Source organism: Pseudolabrys taiwanensis (assembly GCF_003367395.1).
Classification (GTDB): Bacteria; Pseudomonadota; Alphaproteobacteria; order Rhizobiales; family Xanthobacteraceae; genus Pseudolabrys; species Pseudolabrys taiwanensis.
The window spans coordinates 824,553-843,926 of the sequence record NZ_CP031417.1; the positions used below are offsets into that span (position 1 = coordinate 824,553).

A 19,374-nucleotide genomic window follows, 5' to 3' on the forward strand; every position below is an offset into this window, starting at 1 on the left:
CGGTATCGTTAAGCCGTGGCGGCACTTAGATCGTTAACAACGGCTGCGGCCGATGCGGCGAATGCCCGTCATGCACGCAAGGATACGGTAACTGAGACCTTGCCCGCTCCGGCGACAGTGGTGGCCGGATGCCGTCGGCGGCCACCGGCCCGGCTACTTCGCGACACGCAGTTGCGTCAGGTTGGTGCCGATGGCCTGAAACACGCCGTTCAGCGCGGTGGCCGACGTGATCATCCAGAACTTGTCGGTCGAGCTTGCGCAATTGCGCATCACGGTCGAGGTCGGGTCGCCGCCCGTATTGACCTGCACCGAGTAGATGGTCACGCCCGACGACTTGATGTTGGCGCAGGTGCCGCTGCCGCTCTTGCTGGAATCGTACATCCGCTTGTCGATCTGCGTCTGGCTCGTCGAGTAGCGGTTTTCGGTGTTCATGCCATCCGACATCAGGATGATGATCTCCTGATATTTGTAGTTCGCGTCCTTGGACGGAGCGGTGAGGGGGCCGCCGCCGACCAGCGCCTGCCATGCCCAGACCAGGCCGATGCCCTGATTTGTATTGCCCACGGGCTGAAGGCCGTCGACCAGGCTGTTCAGCGACGTCCAATTGTAGCTCAGACCCATCATCTGCGCCGGACAACTGTCGAATTGCTCGGCCGGCCAGAGTTTCGACGGCGCCGTCACGGATGTGGAGGTCGGCACGTCCACCAATTGGTCGTAGTTCTGATCGCGGTCGGTGATGCAGCCGTTCCAGGTGTTGTGGTTGTCGGGAACCCAGGTGGTCGAGGTCGAGCATTTCTTCGTCGACTGACCGTTCTTGCCGGTTTTTGTCGTGGTGCAGGTCGTCGACGAGACGTCGCTGCCATTGTCGTCGTCCCAGTCCGACCAATCGATCCAGGTCGCCGCGTAATTGCTCCGACCGACATTGACGTCCTTGTTGAACGGCACGATCGCCACGTAGACGTCGCCGTTCTGCGTGGCGGCGGCCTTGAGCTGCGTCAGCAGGTTCTTGGTGGCCGACTTGAGTGCGGTCATCTTGCCGTCGGAGGCCATCGAGCCGGTCACGTCGAGCGCCAGCGCCACACGCAGCCGCGTCGATCCCCATTTCGCCGTGGATGATCCGCTCACCGTCATCGCGTTATAGCCCATGATGGTCATGATCTCGGTGGGCACCGTTGCCGAGCCGTTGACCGTGACGGCGGAGCCGCCACTGGTCGTGTAAGACGCCGATATCGCGACGTTCGCGACATCCGCGCGGGTGAACATCGCCTTGAAGTAGTTGCTCGCCTTGCTTTGAAGGTCGGCGCTGTTGAGCGTCGCCGCATCGCGCGACAGCATCAGGGCCGTGGCATCGAGCGCCGTCTGCAACGACGTCTTGACGGAATTGGCACGGCTGTAATCCACGGCGGCGCCGACGAAGCCGACAAGCGGCAGCGACGCGAGCGCGAAGATGGTCGCGATATTGCCCGACGTGTCGCTACCGAATGCCGCAAGCCAACGGCGGAGCGCGTGTAAGGTCTGCGGCATCGGATCCCCCAATCCTACGAGCCGCGGACTTGATACAATCAGAAGTTAAATATCCGGTATAATGGGATGAGGGGACTGGCGGCGCTCGCCGCGAAGACGGGCGCGGGATACATCAAAAAGTATAGTGATATCGGCTACTTAATCGCCAGCAATGCGTCTGTTCATCCGCTTGGAGGGCACAACTTTTCCGTGCCGGCGTCACATCGACAGGCGCAGGCTCGAAAGCGCGGTGCCGATCTGGTTGAAGGTGGCGACGATCTGGTTCGCCGACGTCAGCAGGAAGAACTTGTTCTTGTCGCTGGCGCAGTTCTGCAGCAGCGTCGACGTCGGATCGTTGCCGGTGTTGACCTGCACCGTATAGAGCACGATGCCCGCGGCTTTAATGTTGGCGCAGGTCTTCGCCTGGCGCGTGTCGATCGAGGACGCGTTCGTATACCAGCGGTCCTCGGTGTTCAGGCCGTCGGTCAGAAGAATAATCACATCGGTGTAGGTGTAATTCGGGTCGCGCGCCGGCACCGTGAACGGCGAGGCGGTGAGCGATTGCCAGCCCATCTGCAGACCGATCGCCTGGTTGGTGTTGCCGTTCGGCTGCATGTCGTCGATCTTGCTGGACAGCGCCGTCCAGTCGTTCGACAGGCCGAGCAGTGCGGCCGGGCACGATGAATATTGCTCCGCCGGATACAAGGTGCCGCCGGTAAGCGGCGCATCGTTGGTGGTGTCGTAATTCTGGTCGCGATCGGTCACGCAGCCGTTCCAGGTCGAATGATCCTTCGGCTTCCAGGTGCCGCTGTGCGACGTGCAAGAACTCTGGCTGGTATACTTGCTGATGCTGCAGGCGCCGTTGGCCGCGTCCCACAGATCCCAGCGCAGCCAGGACGCGGTGTAGTTCGCGGCGCCGACATTGACGTCTTTGCTGAACGGCACGACCGAGACGTAGACGTCCTCCGGCACATTGGCGGCCGTCTGCAGCTGCGTCAGCAGGTTCTTCGATGCGGTCTTCAGCGCGGTCATCTTGCCGCTGCTCGACATCGAGCCGGTGTTGTCGAGCACCAGCGCGACGCGCAGCCGCGCATTGCCCCAGGTCGACTGTGCCGTCGCCGCGATACCGGTCTGGTTCGGCAGGCCGATGAGGTTGAGGAACGTGGTGTTGACCGTCGCGGTGGCGTTGAGCGAGAGCTTCGAGCCGCCGGTGCCGTCATAGACGGGCGTGATCTGGACGTTGGTCGTGTTCGACCGGCTGAACAGGGCGTTGAAGTAGTTGGTGGCGTTTGCCTGCCGCTCGGCGTCGGACTGGCCGGCCGCCGCCTTGGCCATCATGAGCGCGGTCGCGTCGAGCGCGGACTGGAAGGCGGTCCGGGTCGCACTTATCTGGGTATAGTCGATGGCAATGCCGGCCGCGCCCATCAGCGGCAGGATGGAGAGGCCGAACAGGGGGGCGACTCCCGCGCGGCAGTCCTTGCGAAAACGTGCCCAGAGCGTGTTCCAGCGAGCCATGGCGGCGGGGTTCCTGTCGAAGCCGGGTTCCACTGTGGCCGGGGGCGCCTTGCGAACTGATGACCCCAAACGCTCCAATTGGCTCCAAATTCGCCGGCAATGGATCGGCTACCGGGTTGTTATTGCTTAACCAATGGCTATCTGACGGAAGAGGCCGGCACCGTCGCCAGCTCCGATTGCAGGTGGGGACGGGCGAATTGTCGGCTTGGAATGGTGGGGCGGGGGTCTTTATGATGCCGAGGCGCCCAGTCTCACCCAGGCGCGGACACACTCAGGCATGCGGCTTGCTTCGGCGACGATCATGAGGCCCACGACAGACAACGAGAACTCACGCCAGGCGGCGCCCCGCGCTTCTCAGCAGCGCGCGCCGCGGATGGCGGACGACGACCGCAAGAAGAAGGGCGAGCCGGGCGGACCCGGCACCGCGGTCATCACCAAGACCAAGCCGCAGACCAAGCGGCCCAACATGTACCGCGTGCTCATCCTCAACGATGACTACACGCCGATGGAATTCGTGGTGCACGTGATCGAGCGCTTCTTCAGCAAGGATCACGAAGCCGCCACAAGGATTATGTTGCATGTGCATCACCACGGCATCGGCGAGTGCGGCATCTACACGTATGAAGTCGCCGAGACCAAAGTGACGCAGGTCATGGACTTCGCCCGTAAACACCAACATCCTCTACAGTGCGTGATGGAGAAAAAATAAGCCAAGTACGACTTTGGGGGGCGTCCAATACAAACGATGGGAATCTGATGCCAACATTCTCGCGCAGCCTCGAGCAGTCGCTTCACAGGGCCCTCGCTTTGGCCAATGAGCGGCACCACGAATACGCCACGCTCGAGCATCTGCTGCTCGCGCTGATCGACGATCAAGACGCTTCCGCCGTCATGCGCGCCTGTAATGTCGATCTCGACAAACTGCGCCGCAGCCTCACGGCCTATCTCGAATCCGAACTCGAAAACCTCATCACCGACGGCGCGGAAGATTCCAAGCCAACCGCCGGCTTCCAGCGCGTGATCCAGCGCGCGGTGATTCACGTCCAGTCCTCGGGGCGGGAAGAGGTGACCGGCGCCAATGTGCTGGTCGCGATCTTCGCCGAACGCGAGAGCCACGCCGCGTACTTCCTGCAGGAGCAGGACATGACGCGCTACGACGCGGTCAACTACATCAGCCATGGCATCGCCAAGCGGCCGGGCATGACCGAGTCGCGCCCCGTGCGCGGCGCTGACGAGGAAGCCGAGAGCAAAGGCGGCGAGGAGCCCAAGAAGAAGGGCGACGCGCTCGAGGCTTATTGCGTCAATCTCAACAAGAAGGCCAAGGACGGCAAGATCGATCCGTTGATCGGCCGCGACAGCGAGATCAGCCGCACCATCCAGGTGCTCTGCCGCCGGTCGAAAAACAACCCGCTGTTCGTCGGTGATGCCGGCGTCGGCAAGACCGCGATCGCGGAAGGCCTTGCCCGCCGCATCGTTCATGGCGAGGTGCCGGACGTGCTCAAGGGCGCGACCGTGTTCGCGCTCGACATGGGCACGCTGCTCGCCGGCACGCGCTATCGCGGCGACTTCGAAGAGCGCCTGAAGCAGGTGATCAAGGAGATCGAGGCCTATCCGGGCGCGATCATGTTCATCGACGAGATCCACACCGTGATCGGCGCCGGCGCGACATCCGGCGGCGCGATGGACGCGTCGAACCTGCTTAAGCCGGCGCTGTCGGGCGGCTCGATCCGCTGCATCGGCTCGACCACCTACAAGGAGTACCGTCAGTACTTCGAGAAGGACCGCGCGCTGGTGCGTCGCTTCCAGAAGATCGACGTCAATGAGCCGTCGGTGCCGGATGCGATCGAGATCCTCAAGGGCCTCAAGCCCTATTTCGAGGAGTACCACAAGCTCAAGTATACCAACGACGCCATCAAGGCGGCGGTGGAGCTGTCCTCGCGCTACATCCACGACCGCAAGCTGCCGGACAAGGCGATCGACGTGATCGACGAGTCGGGCGCGGCGCAGATGTTGCTGCCGGAGAGCCGGCGTAAGAAGACGATCGGCGTCAAGGAGATCGAGACCACGATCTCGACGATGGCGCGCATTCCCCCCAAGACCGTGTCGAAGGACGATGCCGAGGTGCTCCAGCATCTCGAGCAGACGCTCAAGACCACGGTGTACGGCCAGGACAAGGCGATCGAGTCGCTCGCGGCGTCGATCAAGCTGGCCCGCGCCGGCCTGCGCGAACCGGAGAAGCCGATCGGCTGCTACCTGTTCTCGGGTCCGACCGGCGTCGGCAAGACCGAAGTCGCCAAGCAGCTTGCCAAGTCGCTCGGTGTCGAGCTCACGCGCTTCGACATGTCCGAGTACATGGAGCGGCACACGGTGTCGCGTCTGATCGGCGCGCCTCCGGGCTATGTCGGCTTCGACCAGGGCGGCCTGTTGACCGATGCCGTCGACCAGCATCCGCATTCTGTGCTGCTGCTCGACGAAATCGAAAAGGCGCATCCCGATCTGTACAACGTGCTGCTGCAGGTCATGGACCATGGCAAGCTGACCGACCACAACGGCAAGCAGGTCGACTTCCGCAACGTGATCCTGATCATGACCACGAATGCGGGCGCGTCCGACATGGCCAAGGCGGCGTACGGCTTCACGCGGTCGAAGCGGGAAGGCGAGGACCAGGAGGCGATCAACCGCCTGTTCACGCCGGAATTCCGCAACCGCCTCGACGCGACCATCACCTTCGGCCATCTGCCGCAGGAGGTCATCGCCCAGGTGGTCGAGAAGTTCGTGCTGCAGCTCGAGGCTCAGCTCGGCGACCGCAACGTCACGATCGAATTGTCGGAGGAGGCGTCGCGCTGGCTCATCGCCAACGGCTACGACGAGCTCATGGGTGCGCGGCCGATGGCGCGTGTCATCCAGGAGTACATCAAGAAGCCGCTGGCGGACGAGGTGCTGTTCGGCAACCTGAAGAATGGCGGGCATGTCCGCGTCATCGTCACGAAGGACGAGAACGGCCGCGACAAGATCGGCTTCGAATTCCTCGAGGGCCCGATCACGCCGAAGCCGGAGAAGCTGCCGGCCGACAAGCCGAAGGCCAAGCGCCGCTCACCGCGCCCGCCGAAGCCGAAGGGCGACGGCAAGAAGGGCTCGGTGCCGAAGGTGCCGCTCGCCAAAGTCTGACGAGCTCCGACGTACCGCATCATGAGACGACAAAGGCCGGGCCAAAAGCCCGGCCTTTTTGTTGATAGACGATCTGCCGTCACGCCGGACGCCCGCGTCGCGGCGATCCGGAATCCAGCGACGCCAAGAAATTCGATGATGCTGGATTGCGGGCTCACGCCTTCGGCGAGCCCGCAACGGCTTTGTGGGAAGCGCCGGGGTGGGCCAAAGCCTGGCCTTTGCTTTTTGCACCGCCTGCATGCCGGGTCAGCGCTTGGCGGCCGTTGCGACTCCGGCGGCGCTGTGAGAGGTAGACGGCGCGCATGGCCGAACCCTCCACCTTTTCGTCGGCACGGGCCGCCTTTCTCGGCGGCGTGCGATCGGCTTTGACATCGGTGTTCTTGCTGGTGCTCGGCGGCACCTATATCGGCATCGGCGCGCTCGCGCATGACTTCGGCTTCTCGGCGTGGTGGCTGGCGCTATCGACCGTGCTGGTGTGGGCGGCGCCGGCGCAGGTCATTCTGCTTTCGGCGCTGGGCGCAGGCTCGGCGCTGTTCGAGGCGGCAATCGCGGTGACGCTTAGCGCGATCCGGCTGTTTCCAATGGTCGTCGCGCTGCTGCCGCTGCTGCGCGACGAAAAGCGGCGGTTGTCGCATCTGCTGCTACCGACGCATTTCACATCGGTCAGCATGTGGGTCGAGTCGCTGCGGCTGTTGCCGGCGTTGCCGCGTGAGTGGCGGCTGGCCTTCTGCAACGGCCTCTCGGTCGGCTACCTGTCGACCGCCGTCGCGTTCGGCTTTGTCGGCTTCTATCTCGCCGCCGGTCTACCGACTCTGCTTGCCGGCGCGCTGTTGTTCCTGACCCCGATGTCGTTCCTGTTGTCGACCGCGCGCGGGGCGCGGGCGATGGTCGACCGAGGGGCCTTGCTGCTCGGCCTGGTCATCGGGCCAGTGCTGGCCTGGTATCATGTGGAACTCGACTTGATGTGGACCGGCATCGTCGGCGGTACGCTGGCCTATGCCGTGCATCGGATGCGCGAGGCAGCCTCGTGAGCGCGCTCGGTGATCTGTCGCCCTATCTGGTGCTGATCCTCGTCGGCTTTTTGCCGAACGAAGTCTGGCGTTTGCTCGGCCTCGTGCTGGCGCGCGGGCTGAACGAGGATTCCGAATGGGTGGTGTGGTCGCGCGCGGTGGCGACCGCCATTCTGGCCGGCGTCATTGCCAAGCTGGTGCTTTTCTCGGCCGGTGCGCTGGCCGCCATTCCGCTCGCGGTCCGGATCGGTGCGACCGGCGCCGGCTTTGTCGCTTTTCTCGCCATCAGGCGCTCCATCTTCACCGGCGTTCTCGTCGGCGAAGCGGTGCTGCTGCTCGGCGGTTTCTTTTTCGCGCGATGATCAGCGGAGATAATCGATGCCAATTATGGTGATGGATCGCGGTCTGCATATCGATGCCGGTGAGGTGCGAAAGGCGTTTCCGCAGGAGACGGTGCGCGATGCGCGGGACGCCGCCGAGGCGCTCGGCGTCTGCGCCGACTGCGAGGTGCTGGTGGCGATGGCGCACGACGTGACCGACGAACTGGTCGGCGCCATGCCACGGCTCAAATACATCTGCGCCATGTCCGCCGGCACCGACCGGCTCGACACCTTGAAGAACCTCAAAGCCGATGTGCGCATCACCTCGGGGCGGGGCATTCACGGGCCGCAAATGTCGGAACTGGCCTTTCTCGGCATGATCGCGCTGTCGCGCGAGTTTCCGCGCATGCAGCAGAACCAGCGGGCGCGCCGATGGGAGCGCTGGCCGCAGAAGCTGCTGTTCGGCAAGACGGTGCTGCTGGTCGGCATCGGCCCGATCGCGGAAGAACTCGCCTTGCGCTGCGAAGCCTTCGGCCTGCGCGTCCTCGGCGTCAGCGACGCCCGCAAGGAAGCGCCGCATTTCGCGGCCCTTTATCCGCGCAGCCGGCTCAAGGAGGCGGCGGCCCTGGCGGACTTCATGATCGTTCTGGTGCCCTTGTCCGATAAAACGCGGCACATGATCGACGCCGAGGTGCTCGCCGCGATGAAGCCGACCGGCATCATCGTCAATCTGGCGCGCGGGCCGGTGATCGACGAGCAGGCGCTGATCAAGGCGCTGCAGGAAAAGCGCATCGGCGGCGCCGCGCTCGACGTGTTCGAGACCGAGCCGCCGGTTGAGGATAATCCGCTCTGGGACATGCCGAACGTCATCATCACGCCGCGCATCGGCGGCATGAGCGACGTCTACGCGCAGCAGGTCCTGCCGCTGGTCGTGCACAATTTGCGCTGCTTCCTGGACGGCCGCCCAAGCGAGATGAAGAACATCCTGCGCGGCTAGGATGGGATGAGGCTGGCTTTTAATTTTCGAGGCACAGCATCTGCCCGTTCGTCCCCGCGTAAGCGGGGAGCGCTGCATTCCCGCTTACGCGCGAATGAACGGAGCGCGAGGCGGTTCAACCTGAGTTCATACCGCTCAGGCCGCGCTATTCGGGGCTTCGGACCGTCCAACTCGCGTGGTCGAAGGACGGGCTGCGCTCCAATTGCACGACGATGTCGTCGAGCTCCTCGGAGTTCGCCGCGCTGGCGATGAGCGTCGCGATCAGTTCGACGCTGCCCTCGTCGCGGCCTTCGACGGCGACGCCGCGCAGCGGGTAATGCGCGGCCTCGAGCTTGCTCTCGATCAGCTCGCGCGCGGCCTCGAGCCGGTCGAGGTCGGTGGTGGCGCGCACCTCGTAGACGGCCTCGGTGCCCTTCTCGCTGATCGGCGCGCGGTTGATGGCGTTGACCAGCGGCCGCAGCAGCGTGTTGCCGGCCAGCACGAAGACGGTGAGGGCGACCGCCTCGGCGGCGAGGTCGGAGCCGGCGCAGGCGCCGACCGCGGCCGAGCACCACAAAGTCGCGGCGGTGTTGAGGCCCCAGACGTTCTTGCCTTCCTTCATGATCACGCCGGCGCCGAGAAAGCCGACGCCGGACACGACATAGGCGATCACCCGCACCGCGCCGTCATTGCCGGACAGCCGCATGGCGATATCGACGAAGGCGGCGGCGCCGACGGCAACAAGAACATTGGTCCGCAGCCCGCCGCTGCGCTGGCGGTACTGGCGCTCGGCACCGATCAACGTGCCGAGCACGAAGGCGATGAAGAAGCTGGCGAGCGAGTCGAGGAAGTTGCTCGTTGCGAACGAGTTCACGAGGGCCATCGGCGCGCCTTTGTCGGTGGTCCGTCGCCCGGAGAGGGCAGGGAAGGTGTCTTAATCCGATGCGAGCGCGGCGGCGAGCTTCTTGGCCTGCTCGGCGAGCACCTCCGGCTTTTCCTTGAACTCGGCCGGCGGCTTCATCATTTCACCGGCCTTGCGCGGGATCACGTGAACGTGGAGGTGGAACACGACCTGGCCGCCGGCGCTCTCGTTGAACTGCTGCACGGTGATCCCGTCGGCGCCGAACGCGCCGATGGCTGCCTTGGCGATCTTCTGCGCCACCTTGTGGACGTGGGCGAGGTCGTCCGGCGGGCAGTCGAGGATGTTGCGGGCCGGCGCCTTCGGCAGCACGAGCGTGTGGCCGGGCGCGCGCGGCATGATGTCGAGGAAGGCCAGCGCCTTGTCGTCCTCGTAGACTTTGTGACAGGGCAGTTCGCCGCGCAGGATCTTGGCGAAGATGTTGTTTTGATCGTAGCTCGGCATTGTCGGTCCCCGGTCTTCTACATTTGGTCATTCCGGGGCGCGCCGAAGGCGCGAACCCGGAATCCAACGGCAGGCTTTGGCACTTTGGCTGGTTTCCGGATCCGGCGCTTCGCGCCGTCCCGAAATGACAAACCAACTCATTCCTGCTCGACCAAATCCTTACGGAACGGCGCGGCCGCCGCAAGCTCTTCGCCCGCCGCCTCCACATACGCGCGTTCGCGCTCGAGATAGTCGGCGATGGCGCGCCGCAGCCCCGGATGCGCGATGAAGTGCGCCGAGTAGGTCGTGTGCGGCATGTATCCGCGCGCCAGCTTGTGCTCGCCTTGCGCGCCGGCTTCGACGCGCTGGAGCTTGTTCTGGATCGCGTAGTCGATCGCCTGGTAGTAGCAAACCTCGAAATGCAGGAAGGGGTGGTGCTCGATCGCGCCCCAGTTGCGGCCGAACAAGGTGTCGTGGCCGATGAAGTTGATGGCGCCGGCGATGTAGCGGCCGTTGCGCTTGGCCATCACCAGCAGGACGCGGTCGGCCATGGTCTCGCCGATGAGCGAGAAGAACTCGCGCGTCAGGTACGGGCTGCCCCATTTGCGCGAGCCGGTGTCGATGTAGAACGCGAAGAAGGCGTCCCACACGCTCTCGGTCAGGTCCGAGCCGGTGAGCCAGTGCACGTCGATGCCCGGTGACAGCGCATCCTTGCGCTCGCGCTTGATGGTCTTGCGCTTGCGCGAGGCGAGCCGCGCCAGGAAGTCGTCGAAGGTGGCGTAGCCTTCGTTCTCCCAATGGAACTGCTGGTCGGTGCGCTGCAGGAAACCGCGCTCGCCGAGAGCCGTCCATTCCGTCTCGGTGAGGAAGGTGATGTTGGCCGAGGACAGGTCGTTGTCCTTGGTGATCTTGGCCAGGGCGTCGGCGAGGGCGCCGGACACGGCTTCGGCGAGCGGACCGGGGGCGGCGAGCAGCCGCGGCCCGGTCACCGGCGTGAAAGGCACGGCGACCTGGAGCTTGGGGTAGTAGCTGCCGCCGGCGCGCTCATAGGCGTCCGCCCAGCCATGGTCGAACACGTATTCGCCGCGCGAGTGGGCCTTCACGTAGCAGGGCGCGGCGCCGATCAGGCGGCCGTCCAGGGTCTCGGCGAGCAGGTGCCGGCTCTGCCATCCAGTGCGGCCGCCGACTGAATGTGATTGTTCAAGACTGGATAGAAACTCATAAGAAATGAAAGGGTTATCGACTTGTCCTCGTGTTGGATATTGCGGGGATAAGTTATCCTCAGGTGGGACTTTAAGTGTGGGTCCGGCCGCACAGGCGTTCCACGCGGCGGCGGGGACTTCTTTCAAGGATTGGATGAGGCGGATGCGGATGTCGGTCATTGGAAAGGGGCCGTGGCACCTTGTCATTTAAGGCCGAATTGGTCCGAAAGTGAGTGGCTCCGCGAAAAAGGAGCAAAGGACAGGCCAGCTATGCCGCTCGCGGCCGCCAGCCTTCGAAGATGGCCTGGTCGGCCCAGCGCGCGGCTCTACGGCGGTCGTCCTCGGTGCGGACGGTCCAGGTCAGCAGCGGCAGCCCGAAGATGGCGCGGGCGATCAGCGGCGCGGCCGCCGGCAGGTCCTTGACGTGATAGGCGAGGAAATGCGGCCGGGTGCGGGGCGCGTGCAGGAGATGCGCCAGCGAGCGGCGCTGCCCGGCGGAGAGACCTTTCCATTCGTCATGGGTGTAGTGCCGCTCGGCGACAATGCCGCGCGGCAGTCCCGGCGCGACATCGCGGATGGCCACGATCATCTGCGGGTCGAACGACATCACCGCGACCGGCCCGGCGTAGCCTTGCAGCAGCTCGGCGGCGCGGCGGGCGAGCCGCGTGTCGCCGTCGAAGTGGCTCTTGATCTCGACCACCAAGGTGACGCGGCCGGCGACGAGATCGCACAGCTCGCCCAAGGTGATCATGCGGTCCGCCGTCTGCTTGAACGGTAGCGCCTTGAGCGCGGCGGTGGTCATATCGGCGAGACGGCCGCCGCCCTCCGTGAGGCGGCCGAGCACGTCGTCATGATGCACGACGGCTTCGCCGTCGCCGCTCAACTGGACATCGCATTCGATGCCGTAGGTGCCGTCGATGGCGGCGCGAAAGGCCGACGGTGTGTTCTCGATGACGCCGTGCGCGGCGTCATGCAGCCCGCGATGGGCGATCGGCCGTGCGGTCAGCCAATCGAGCCCCGGCATGGTTCGGCTATGCGATCTCGAATAGGCCTTCGACCTCGACGGCCGCCTGCGCCGGCAGCGCCGCGACGCCGACGGTCGAGCGGGCGTGGCGGCCCTTGTCGCCGAACACCTCGACCATCAGGTCGGAGGCGCCGTTCATGACCTTCGGGCCGTCGCCATAACCCGGTGCGGAGTTGATGAAGCCGCCGAGGCGTACCACGCGAACGACCTTGTCGAGGTCGCCGACAGCCGCTTTCACCTGAGCGATGAGATTGATGGCGCAGGCGCGTGCGGCCTTCTGTCCGTCCTCGAGCGAGACGCCGCCGCCGAGCTGACCGGTCACCACAAGCTTCCCGTCGGGGCCGAAGCAGAGTTGACCGGACACGACGAGCTGATTGCCGGTGCGGACGAACGGCACGTAATTGGCCACTGGCGCGGCCGGGGTCGGCAAGGTGATGCCGAGACTTGCGAGCTTCTGTTCAACCGTGCCGGCCATGTCCTGTCTCCTCAACGACTGCGCGGGCATCCTTGGCCGAAGGCGGTAATGGACGCAAGCGCCGCGCGCGGCGGCGTTGCGGCGCAGTGGGGCGGCCTCTATCTTGCCCGGATGTTCCCGTCTTGCTGGGGCGAGAGGCGGGATTCGCCGCCCTGGAGAGCCGCCGATGACCTTTCTCGCGAACGTGCAACGCCTGAGCCTGCCGGCCGTCGTCGCCCTGGCTGTGCTGGGACCCGCCGCGGCGGCGCCGCCGACGGACGGGGTGGTGCTGACGCCGCATCGGGCTGTCTACGATCTCAAGCTCACCAAGACGCGCGGCAACCGCGGCATCGAGACCGTGCGCGGCCGCATCCTGTACGATTTCTCCGGCAATGCCTGCGACGGCTACGAGCTGAAGTTCCGCCAGGTGTCCGAGCTAGACTCGGGCGAGGGCAAGGCGGCGGTCAACGATTTGCGCTCGACCACCTGGGAAGACGGTGAGGCCACGAAGTTCCGCTTCAACTCCGAGAACCTGCTCAACGATACGCCGACCGACTCGGTGAACGGCCGCGCCGAACGCGACGCGAAGGCGGTTGCGGTGGCGCTGAGCAAGCCACAGGAGAAGAAGCTGACCATGCCGGCGGGCGCCGTTTTCCCGACCGAGCATATGCGGCGGATCATCGCTGCCGCGCGCGCCGGTAAAACCATTCTCGAATTCCCGGTCTATGACGGCTCGGAAACCGGCGAGAAGCTCTACAACACGCTCACCGTCATCGGCCGCCCGATCAAGCCCGGCGAAAAGCCGGTGAACGATGCCGCGGCCAAGGTGCCGGAGCTCGCCAAGCTCACGCGCTGGCCGGTCACCATCAGCTATTTCGTGCAGGAGTCGCAGAAGCAGGAGCAGACCGGCGAGCAGACGCCGGTCTATGCGATCAGTTTTGAACTCTATGAAAATGGTATTTCGCGTGCGCTGGTGCTCGACTACAGCGATTTCACCATTGCCGGCGAGATGACCTCGCTGGACGTGAAGCAGGCGAAACCCTGCCGATGAGCCCGTGGTATCGGAATGAGCGCCGAGCGGTGTGAGCGATCATATTTGTGTTGTCGGGCCGCCCGGTTTGCTGTCTTGATGCCGTAATAGAAGTGTTTCTTAGGTCTAACGGGCGTGGTCCCTCCACAGAGCCCGAACCCTGGGTGCCCAAGGCCGGCCGCATTTTTCCTTGCGAGCGGTGATCGTCTCATCGCTCGGAAGGAGCACAATGCGCCGTATCGTTGTTACCGGCTCCGGTATCGTCTCCCCGCTTGGTTGTGGCACGGATCTCGTTTGGCAACGGCTTTTGGCCGGCCGGTCGGGCGTTCGCCGGATGTCCGATAATCTTGTCGGGGACGTCGCGGCGAAGATCGCCGGTGTCGTGTCCGACACGTCCGAGGACGCCGAAGGCGGCTTCGATCCGCAGCGCATCGTCAGCGCCAAAGACCAGAAGCGCATGGATCGCTTCATCCAGTTCGCGCTCGCGGCCGCGGACGAGGCCATCGCCCAGTCCGCGTGGAAGCCCGACTGCGATGCGGAGCGCGAACGCACCGCGACCATCATCGGCTCCGGCATCGGCGGCTTCGCGACGATGAAGCAGGCCGTGCACACCACCGATCAACATGGCTCGCGCCGGCTGTCGCCGTTCACCGTGCCGTCGTTCCTGGTCAATCTCGCGGCCGGGCAGGTGTCGATCCGTTACGGTTTTCGCGGTCCCATCGGCGCGCCCGTCACGGCTTGCGCCGCGAGCCTGCAGGCGATCGGCGACGGCGCGCGCATGATCCGCAGCGGCGAGATCGACGTCGCGATCTGCGGCGGCGCCGAAAGTTGTATCGAGCGCGTCAGCCTTGGCAGCTTCGCGGCCGCGCGCGCGCTGTCGACGCGCTTCAATGACACGCCGGAACGCGCGTCGCGCCCCTTCGACGCCGATCGCGACGGCTTCGTCATGAGCGAGGGCGCAGCCGCGGTGGTCGTCGAAGAACTCGATCATGCGCTCGCGCGCGGCGCCGTGCCGCTCGCCGAGTTGGTCGGCTATGGCACCACGTCCGACGCCTATCACATGGTCGCGGCGCCGCAGGATGGCGCCGGCCTCCAGCGCTGCATGCGGCTCGCCATCAACGCCGCCGGGATCGATGCCCGCGATGTGGGTTACATCAACGCGCACGCGACATCGACGCCGTTCGGCGACGCCGCCGAGTTGTCGGCGATCCGCAGCGTGTTCAATGGCGCGGGCGTTGCTGTCTCCTCGACGAAGTCATCTACGGGCCATCTGCTCGGCGCGGCTGGTGCGGCCGGTGTCATCTTCACGGTCCGCGCACTGTGTTCGGGCATTCTGCCGCCGACGCTCAATCTGGAAACGGCCGACGATGCGTTCAGTGATCTCAATCTGATTGGACGTGAGCCGCGCGCGCGTGCCGTCGATTACGCGATGGTCAATGGCTTCGGCTTCGGCGGCGTGAACGCGTCCGTGCTGCTGAAGCGCTGGGTCAACTGATTGAGCTGCGCATTGCATCGGCCGCAGCAGATGTGAGCCTCATCCTGAGCCGCAGCGCGCAGCGCGGCGGCTCGGCTACGCACTCGGCGTCATGTCCGGGCTCGGCCCGGGCATCCATGATGAGTCTCCACGCACGACAGCCATACGTTCGGTTCTGCCAGGATGCACGGCGTCATGGATTGCCGGGGCATAAGGGCGTTCACGCCCGTCTTCGACGGGCTATGCCCGGCAATGACAACAAAATCTACTCTTCCTCGATCGCCAAGCCCTTCACCACCGCGGCCTTGCCGAACTTCTCGCGCAGTCGGTCGATCGCGTGTTCGGCCTGCGCTTCGCGGCGGTTGAGCAGGTCGGAAAGCTCCTCGCCGCTGACTTCTTCCAGATGGCTGACGCCGATGCCGATCAGCCGGTAGCGCGTGCCGCCCACCTCGTTCTTCAGCAGATCGCGCCCGGCGGCGAAGATGGTGGCGGCAAGCTGCGTCGGCCCATTCAGAGAACGCGCCCGCGTGCGGATCTTGAAGTCCGCGCTCTTGAGCTTGAGCGTCACGGTCGAACCGGCCAACGCCTGCTTCTTCAGGCGGCCGGACACCTTCTCGGTCAATTCCCACAAGGTCTGTTCGAGCGGACGGAATTCGCCGATGTCGCGGTCGAACGTCGTCTCCGCCGAAACGCTCTTGGTCTCGCGCTCGGGATCGACACGGCGCGTGTCGATGCCGCGCGCGAGGCGCCACAGCCGCATGCCTTCCTCGCCGTAACGGCGCATCAGGTCGCGCTCCTCGGCGCGTTGCAGGTCGGCGATGGTGCGGAAGCCGTCTTGCGCCAGCTTGGCCGCGCTCACCGCGCCGACGCCGTAGATGAAGCCGACCGGCCGGGGCGCGAGGAAGGCGGGCGCTTCTTCGGGTGCGATGACGGCAAAGCCACGCGGCTTGTCGAGATCGGACGCGATCTTGGCCAGGAACTTGTTGGCCGACAGGCCGACCGACACCGTGATGCCGATCTCGCGCTCGACCTCCATGGCAAAACGCGCCAGCACCTTCGCCGCGCTCATGCCGTGCAGACGTTCGGTGCCGGTGAGATCGAGGAACGCTTCGTCGATCGACAACGGCTCGACCAAGGGCGTCAGCGCCAGCATGCGCCGGCGCACCTCGCGGCCGACGTCGACGTATTTCGCCATGTTCGGTTTGACGACGACCGCATGCGGGCAGCGGCTCATGGCCTCGAACATCGGCATCGCCGAGCGCACGCCATAGGTCCGCGCAATGTAACAGGCGGTCGACACCACGCCGCGCTTGCCGCCGCCGATGATCAGCGGCTTGTCGGCGAGGGAAGGGTCGTCGCGCTTCTCGATGGTGGCGTAGAAGGCGTCGCAGTCGATATGGGCGATCGTCAGCTTGTCCGCCGCCGCGTGCCGCATCAGCCGCGGCGAGCCGCAGGCGCGGCAGCGCGTGGCCGTCGGCGGCGCATCGGCCAGGCAATCGCGGCAGAAGCTCACGGCACGTCGCGCTCCCAATGGCTGCCGCCGAGCACGACCAGCGCTTTGACCGGATCTTCGGGCCGGAAGCCCGCCTCGGCGGCAAAACCGGTCAGCAAAGCCTCGTCGGAGACCAGATATTCGAGCAGACCGCGCAGGAAGCCCGGTTCGGCGCTGGCCGCGCGAATCTCGGCCGGGCCGACGCCGGTGGTCGCGAGGAACCGGCCGAGCCGTTCGGGATCGCCCGCGATATAGGTAAACGCCTGAATCGCCAAAGCTTCTGCGGCCTCGTGGGCTGCTCTAGGGGCCTGTTTCTTCAATTGGATTTGCCTTTTCTCAACACATCGGCATTACGGTTCTAGCCGATCATGCCCGAGGACGCGCGGGCTGGCGACGGCAGGTGGGGCCGGCCTCGTGGAAGCGTTGGGGACAAACGGGCGATGGCGAAAACCGTCCTGATCGTCGAGGACAACGAGCTCAATATGAAGCTCTTCCACGATCTTTTGGAAGCGCACGGCTATCGGACCATCGGTACCCGCAACGGTATCGAGGCGCTCGATCTGGCGCGCCAGCACCGGCCCGATCTGATCCTCATGGACATCCAGTTGCCGGAAGTCTCCGGCCTCGAAGTCACGAAGTGGCTCAAGGACGACGCCGAACTGAAGGCGATCCCGGTGGTGGCCGTCACCGCCTTCGCCATGAAGGGCGACGAAGAGCGCATCCGCGAAGGCGGTTGCGAGGCCTATCTGTCGAAGCCGATCTCGGTCGGCAAGTTCATCGAGACGGTGCGGCACTTCCTCGGGCCGGCGTGATGAAAAGTGTGGTGCTGCAATGAGTGCGCGTATCCTCGTCGTCGATGACATTCCGGCGAATGTGAAGCTGCTCGAGGCGCGGCTGTCCGCCGAGTATTTCGATGTGGCGACCGCCTATAACGGCACCGAAGCGCTGGCCATGTGCGAGCGCGCCGAATGCGACATCGTGCTGCTCGACGTCATGATGCCCGACATGGACGGTTTCGAGGTGTGCCGCCGGCTCAAGTCCAACCCGGCCACCCATCACATCCCGGTCGTGATCGTCACGGCGCTCGACCAGCCGTCCGATCGCGTGCGCGGCCTCGAAGCCGGCGCCGATGATTTTCTCACCAAGCCGGTCAGCGACGTCGCGCTGATCTCGCGCGTGCGCTCGCTGTCGCGCCTGAAGATGGTGACGGACGAGTTGCGCATGCGCGCGCTCACCACGCGTGAAATCGGCATTCAGAGCGCCGAGCGCGACGCGATCAACGAGACCGGCCGCAACGGCCGTATCCTGATCGTGGACGACCGCAAGAGCTCCTACGAGCGCATCGCCCAGACGCTCGCGGCCGAGCATACGATCGACATCGAGACCAATCCGTCCGACGCCATGTTCCATGCCGCGGAGGGCGATTACGACCTGATGATCGTGTCGCTGGGGCTTCAGGATTTCGACGGCCTGCGCCTGTGCAGCCAGGTGCGCTCGCTCGAGCGCACGCGCGGGCTGCCGATCCTCGCCATTGCCGAGCCGGACAACAATCAGCGCCTGGTGCGCGGCCTCGAGATCGGCGTCAACGACTATCTCATCCGCCCGGTCGACAAGAACGAGCTGCTCGCGCGCGTGCGCACGCAGATCAAGAAGAAGCGTTACACCGAGCGCCTGCGCGACAACGTGCAGGCCTCGATCGAGATGGCGATCACCGACGGACTGACGGGCCTGCATAACCGCCGCTACATGGAAACGCATCTCGGCGCCCTGGCCGAGCAGGCGGCCTCGCGCGCCAAGCCCTTGTCGGTGCTCGTTCTCGACATCGACTTCTTCAAGTCGGTCAACGATACGCACGGCCACGACGCGGGCGACGACGTGTTGCGCGAGTTCGCACTGCGCGTGCGCAAGTCGATCCGCAACATCGATCTTGCCTGCCGCTACGGCGGCGAGGAGTTCGTGGTGGTGATGCCGGAGACCGACATGGCCGTCGCCGCCATGGTGGCCGAGCGGCTGCGGCGCAAAGTGGCGAGCGAGCCGTTCTCGATCCAAGGCGGCGCCGGGCAGCTCACGGTCACGCTGTCGATCGGCATCGCCGCCTTCGGCGGTCCCGGCGACGATGTCGCGGCCATGCTGAAGCGGGCCGACCAGGCGCTCTATCGCGCCAAGCGCGACGGCCGCAACCGGGTGGTGGCGGACGCCGCCTGAGGCGACAGATTCGCGCAATGTTCCCGCGCCGATTCGCGGCGCCACGAAATAGCCCAGTTTCGTCAGAGGCTTAAAAAGGGTTTGGCCGGGCGGGGCGCTTGGTCTAACCTTGTCCCCGACGGCGCGGGCCCTGCCGCTTGGCGGGTGCCGTGCCCTGTGAATGCCCTACGGAGTGCTCCGGTCCGCCGCATCTCCGGGGTCCGTGGGGTTCGGCCGGCTGGCTGCGGTGCGAGTGGCCTCCTCGTGTCACCGCGGCCGGCCGGCCACCTTATTGTTCAGAGACAATCTTCCACGCTGCCATTGCGGGACTTGCCCCGCCACACCGTCATTGCCGGGCCTGACCCGCGCCGGGGCACCGGCCGCGCGCGTCACACAGTCCTAAACAGTCCTAAAAGCAAAAAGGGCGCCGCGAGGGCGCCCTTGTGCAGCCGCAGCGTTGAAAGCCGCGCTTACTTGATCTTGGATTCCGAGTACTCGACGTGCTTCTTCGCGACCGGGTCGTACTTCTTCTTCTTCAGCTTGTCGGTCTGCGTGCGCGAGTTCTTGGTGGTCACGTAGTAGTGGCCGGTGCCGGCGCTCGACACGAGCTTGATCTTGAGATTGATGGCTTTGGCCATGGGATATTAGTCCTTAAAGCGTCTCGAAGCGATGTCAGGGGT

General features: G+C 65.1%; 19 protein-coding genes. 9 read left to right on the forward strand and 10 right to left on the reverse strand.

The features are described from left to right. Positions 1-153: 153 nt before the first annotated feature. Positions 154-1,524, reverse strand: a complete 1,371-nt coding sequence (locus tag DW352_RS03950; protein WP_115688736.1) for a TadE/TadG family type IV pilus assembly protein — start codon at positions 1,522-1,524, stop codon at positions 154-156. A 198-nt stretch (positions 1,525-1,722) separates the two neighbouring features. After that, positions 1,723-3,018, reverse strand: coding sequence for a pilus assembly protein (locus DW352_RS03955; protein WP_115688738.1), 1,296 nt, complete (start codon positions 3,016-3,018; stop codon positions 1,723-1,725). Positions 3,019-3,391: 373 nt separating this feature from the next. Here DW352_RS03955 and clpS point away from each other — a divergent pair, with 373 nt between their 5' ends. From clpS to DW352_RS03980, 5 genes are all read left to right on the forward strand, one after another. Next, the gene (gene clpS / locus DW352_RS03960) at positions 3,392-3,727 is read left to right on the forward strand and encodes an ATP-dependent Clp protease adapter ClpS (protein WP_245434448.1); all 336 of its coding nucleotides are present in this window, start codon (positions 3,392-3,394) and stop codon (positions 3,725-3,727) included. 47 nt (positions 3,728-3,774) lie between these two features. Continuing rightward, positions 3,775-6,186, forward strand: coding sequence for an ATP-dependent Clp protease ATP-binding subunit ClpA (gene clpA / locus DW352_RS03965; protein WP_115688740.1), 2,412 nt, complete (start codon positions 3,775-3,777; stop codon positions 6,184-6,186). Positions 6,187-6,488: 302 nt separating this feature from the next. Further along, positions 6,489-7,217, forward strand: coding sequence for an AzlC family ABC transporter permease (locus DW352_RS03970; RefSeq protein WP_115688742.1), 729 nt, complete (start codon positions 6,489-6,491; stop codon positions 7,215-7,217). Beyond that, positions 7,214-7,558 (forward strand): AzlD domain-containing protein, encoded by a 345-nt coding sequence (locus DW352_RS03975; protein ID WP_115688744.1) that lies wholly within the window; start codon positions 7,214-7,216, stop codon positions 7,556-7,558. The genes DW352_RS03970 and DW352_RS03975 overlap by 4 nt, the downstream gene beginning before the upstream one ends. A 16-nt stretch (positions 7,559-7,574) precedes the next feature. Next, entirely contained in the window at positions 7,575-8,513 is a 939-nt protein-coding gene (locus DW352_RS03980) for a D-2-hydroxyacid dehydrogenase (RefSeq protein WP_115688746.1), read from the forward strand. 145 nt (positions 8,514-8,658) lie between these two features. On the opposite strand, the gene DW352_RS03985 is transcribed toward DW352_RS03980, so the two are convergent. The 5 genes from DW352_RS03985 to DW352_RS04005 form a co-directional block, all read right to left on the reverse strand. Continuing rightward, positions 8,659-9,375 (reverse strand): MgtC/SapB family protein, encoded by a 717-nt coding sequence (locus DW352_RS03985; RefSeq protein ID WP_115688748.1) that lies wholly within the window; start codon positions 9,373-9,375, stop codon positions 8,659-8,661. Between the two features lie 51 nt (positions 9,376-9,426). Then, positions 9,427-9,855 carry an HIT family protein gene (locus DW352_RS03990; RefSeq protein ID WP_115688750.1) on the reverse strand — a complete coding sequence of 143 codons (429 nt, stop codon included), beginning with the start codon at positions 9,853-9,855 and terminating at the stop codon, positions 9,427-9,429. Between the two features lie 137 nt (positions 9,856-9,992). Beyond that, positions 9,993-11,216 carry a GNAT family N-acetyltransferase gene (locus tag DW352_RS03995; protein WP_115688752.1) on the reverse strand — a complete coding sequence of 408 codons (1,224 nt, stop codon included), beginning with the start codon at positions 11,214-11,216 and terminating at the stop codon, positions 9,993-9,995. An 88-nt stretch (positions 11,217-11,304) separates the two neighbouring features. After that, entirely contained in the window at positions 11,305-12,060 is a 756-nt protein-coding gene (locus DW352_RS04000) for a glycerophosphodiester phosphodiesterase family protein (protein ID WP_115688754.1), read from the reverse strand. Positions 12,061-12,067: 7 nt separating this feature from the next. Then, a complete protein-coding gene (locus DW352_RS04005) occupies positions 12,068-12,535 on the reverse strand; it encodes a RidA family protein (protein WP_115688756.1) in 468 nt (155 codons plus the stop codon). Positions 12,536-12,701: 166 nt separating this feature from the next. Between DW352_RS04005 and DW352_RS04010 the strand changes: the two genes are divergently transcribed. Then, positions 12,702-13,565 carry a cell envelope integrity EipB family protein gene (locus tag DW352_RS04010; RefSeq protein WP_115688757.1) on the forward strand — a complete coding sequence of 288 codons (864 nt, stop codon included), beginning with the start codon at positions 12,702-12,704 and terminating at the stop codon, positions 13,563-13,565. Positions 13,566-13,773: 208 nt separating this feature from the next. Further along, on the forward strand, positions 13,774-15,039 hold the full coding sequence (fabF, locus tag DW352_RS04015; RefSeq protein ID WP_115688759.1) for a beta-ketoacyl-ACP synthase II: 1,266 nt from the start codon (positions 13,774-13,776) through the stop codon (positions 15,037-15,039). Positions 15,040-15,283: 244 nt separating this feature from the next. Here the strand turns inward: fabF and DW352_RS04020 are convergent, their stop codons facing one another. After that, complete coding sequence (locus DW352_RS04020) at positions 15,284-16,531, reverse strand: DNA polymerase IV (RefSeq protein WP_245434315.1); 1,248 nt, start codon at positions 16,529-16,531, stop codon at positions 15,284-15,286. Beyond that, positions 16,528-16,830, reverse strand: coding sequence for a DUF3572 domain-containing protein (locus DW352_RS04025; protein ID WP_162826774.1), 303 nt, complete (start codon positions 16,828-16,830; stop codon positions 16,528-16,530). The genes DW352_RS04020 and DW352_RS04025 overlap by 4 nt, the downstream gene beginning before the upstream one ends. Before the next feature lie 120 nt (positions 16,831-16,950). Here DW352_RS04025 and DW352_RS04030 point away from each other — a divergent pair, with 120 nt between their 5' ends. Further along, positions 16,951-17,322: a response regulator gene (locus DW352_RS04030; RefSeq protein WP_115688765.1), complete on the forward strand. Its 372-nt coding sequence runs from the start codon at positions 16,951-16,953 to the stop codon at positions 17,320-17,322. A gap of 19 nt (positions 17,323-17,341) precedes the next feature. Then, positions 17,342-18,715: a PleD family two-component system response regulator gene (locus tag DW352_RS04035; RefSeq protein ID WP_115688767.1), complete on the forward strand. Its 1,374-nt coding sequence runs from the start codon at positions 17,342-17,344 to the stop codon at positions 18,713-18,715. 449 nt (positions 18,716-19,164) lie between these two features. On the opposite strand, the gene rpmG is transcribed toward DW352_RS04035, so the two are convergent. Beyond that, positions 19,165-19,332, reverse strand: a complete 168-nt coding sequence (rpmG, locus tag DW352_RS04040; RefSeq protein WP_115688769.1) for a 50S ribosomal protein L33 — start codon at positions 19,330-19,332, stop codon at positions 19,165-19,167. Positions 19,333-19,374 lie beyond the last annotated feature (42 nt).

Excerpts from the sequence above, each read along its gene's own strand:
- rpmG (WP_115688769.1), bottom strand. The coding sequence starts at position 19,332 with ATGGCCAAAGCCATCAATCTCAAGATCAAGCTCGTGTCGAGCGCCGGC.
- DW352_RS03950 (WP_115688736.1), bottom strand. The coding sequence starts at position 1,524 with ATGCCGCAGACCTTACACGCGCTCCGCCGTTGGCTTGCGGCATTCGGT.
- DW352_RS03970 (WP_115688742.1), top strand. The coding sequence starts at position 6,489 with ATGGCCGAACCCTCCACCTTTTCGTCGGCACGGGCCGCCTTTCTCGGC.
- fabF (WP_115688759.1), top strand. The coding sequence starts at position 13,774 with ATGCGCCGTATCGTTGTTACCGGCTCCGGTATCGTCTCCCCGCTTGGT.
- DW352_RS03990 (WP_115688750.1), bottom strand. The coding sequence starts at position 9,855 with ATGCCGAGCTACGATCAAAACAACATCTTCGCCAAGATCCTGCGCGGC.
- DW352_RS04005 (WP_115688756.1), bottom strand. The coding sequence starts at position 12,535 with ATGGCCGGCACGGTTGAACAGAAGCTCGCAAGTCTCGGCATCACCTTG.
- clpS (WP_245434448.1), top strand. The coding sequence starts at position 3,392 with ATGGCGGACGACGACCGCAAGAAGAAGGGCGAGCCGGGCGGACCCGGC.
- DW352_RS03980 (WP_115688746.1), top strand. The coding sequence starts at position 7,575 with ATGCCAATTATGGTGATGGATCGCGGTCTGCATATCGATGCCGGTGAG.
- DW352_RS04010 (WP_115688757.1), top strand. The coding sequence starts at position 12,702 with ATGACCTTTCTCGCGAACGTGCAACGCCTGAGCCTGCCGGCCGTCGTC.
- DW352_RS04035 (WP_115688767.1), top strand. The coding sequence starts at position 17,342 with ATGAGTGCGCGTATCCTCGTCGTCGATGACATTCCGGCGAATGTGAAG.
- DW352_RS03985 (WP_115688748.1), bottom strand. The coding sequence starts at position 9,375 with ATGGCCCTCGTGAACTCGTTCGCAACGAGCAACTTCCTCGACTCGCTC.
- DW352_RS04030 (WP_115688765.1), top strand. The coding sequence starts at position 16,951 with ATGGCGAAAACCGTCCTGATCGTCGAGGACAACGAGCTCAATATGAAG.
- DW352_RS03955 (WP_115688738.1), bottom strand. The coding sequence starts at position 3,018 with ATGGCTCGCTGGAACACGCTCTGGGCACGTTTTCGCAAGGACTGCCGC.
- DW352_RS03995 (WP_115688752.1), bottom strand. The coding sequence starts at position 11,216 with ATGACCGACATCCGCATCCGCCTCATCCAATCCTTGAAAGAAGTCCCC.
- DW352_RS04000 (WP_115688754.1), bottom strand. The coding sequence starts at position 12,060 with ATGCCGGGGCTCGATTGGCTGACCGCACGGCCGATCGCCCATCGCGGG.
- clpA (WP_115688740.1), top strand. The coding sequence starts at position 3,775 with ATGCCAACATTCTCGCGCAGCCTCGAGCAGTCGCTTCACAGGGCCCTC.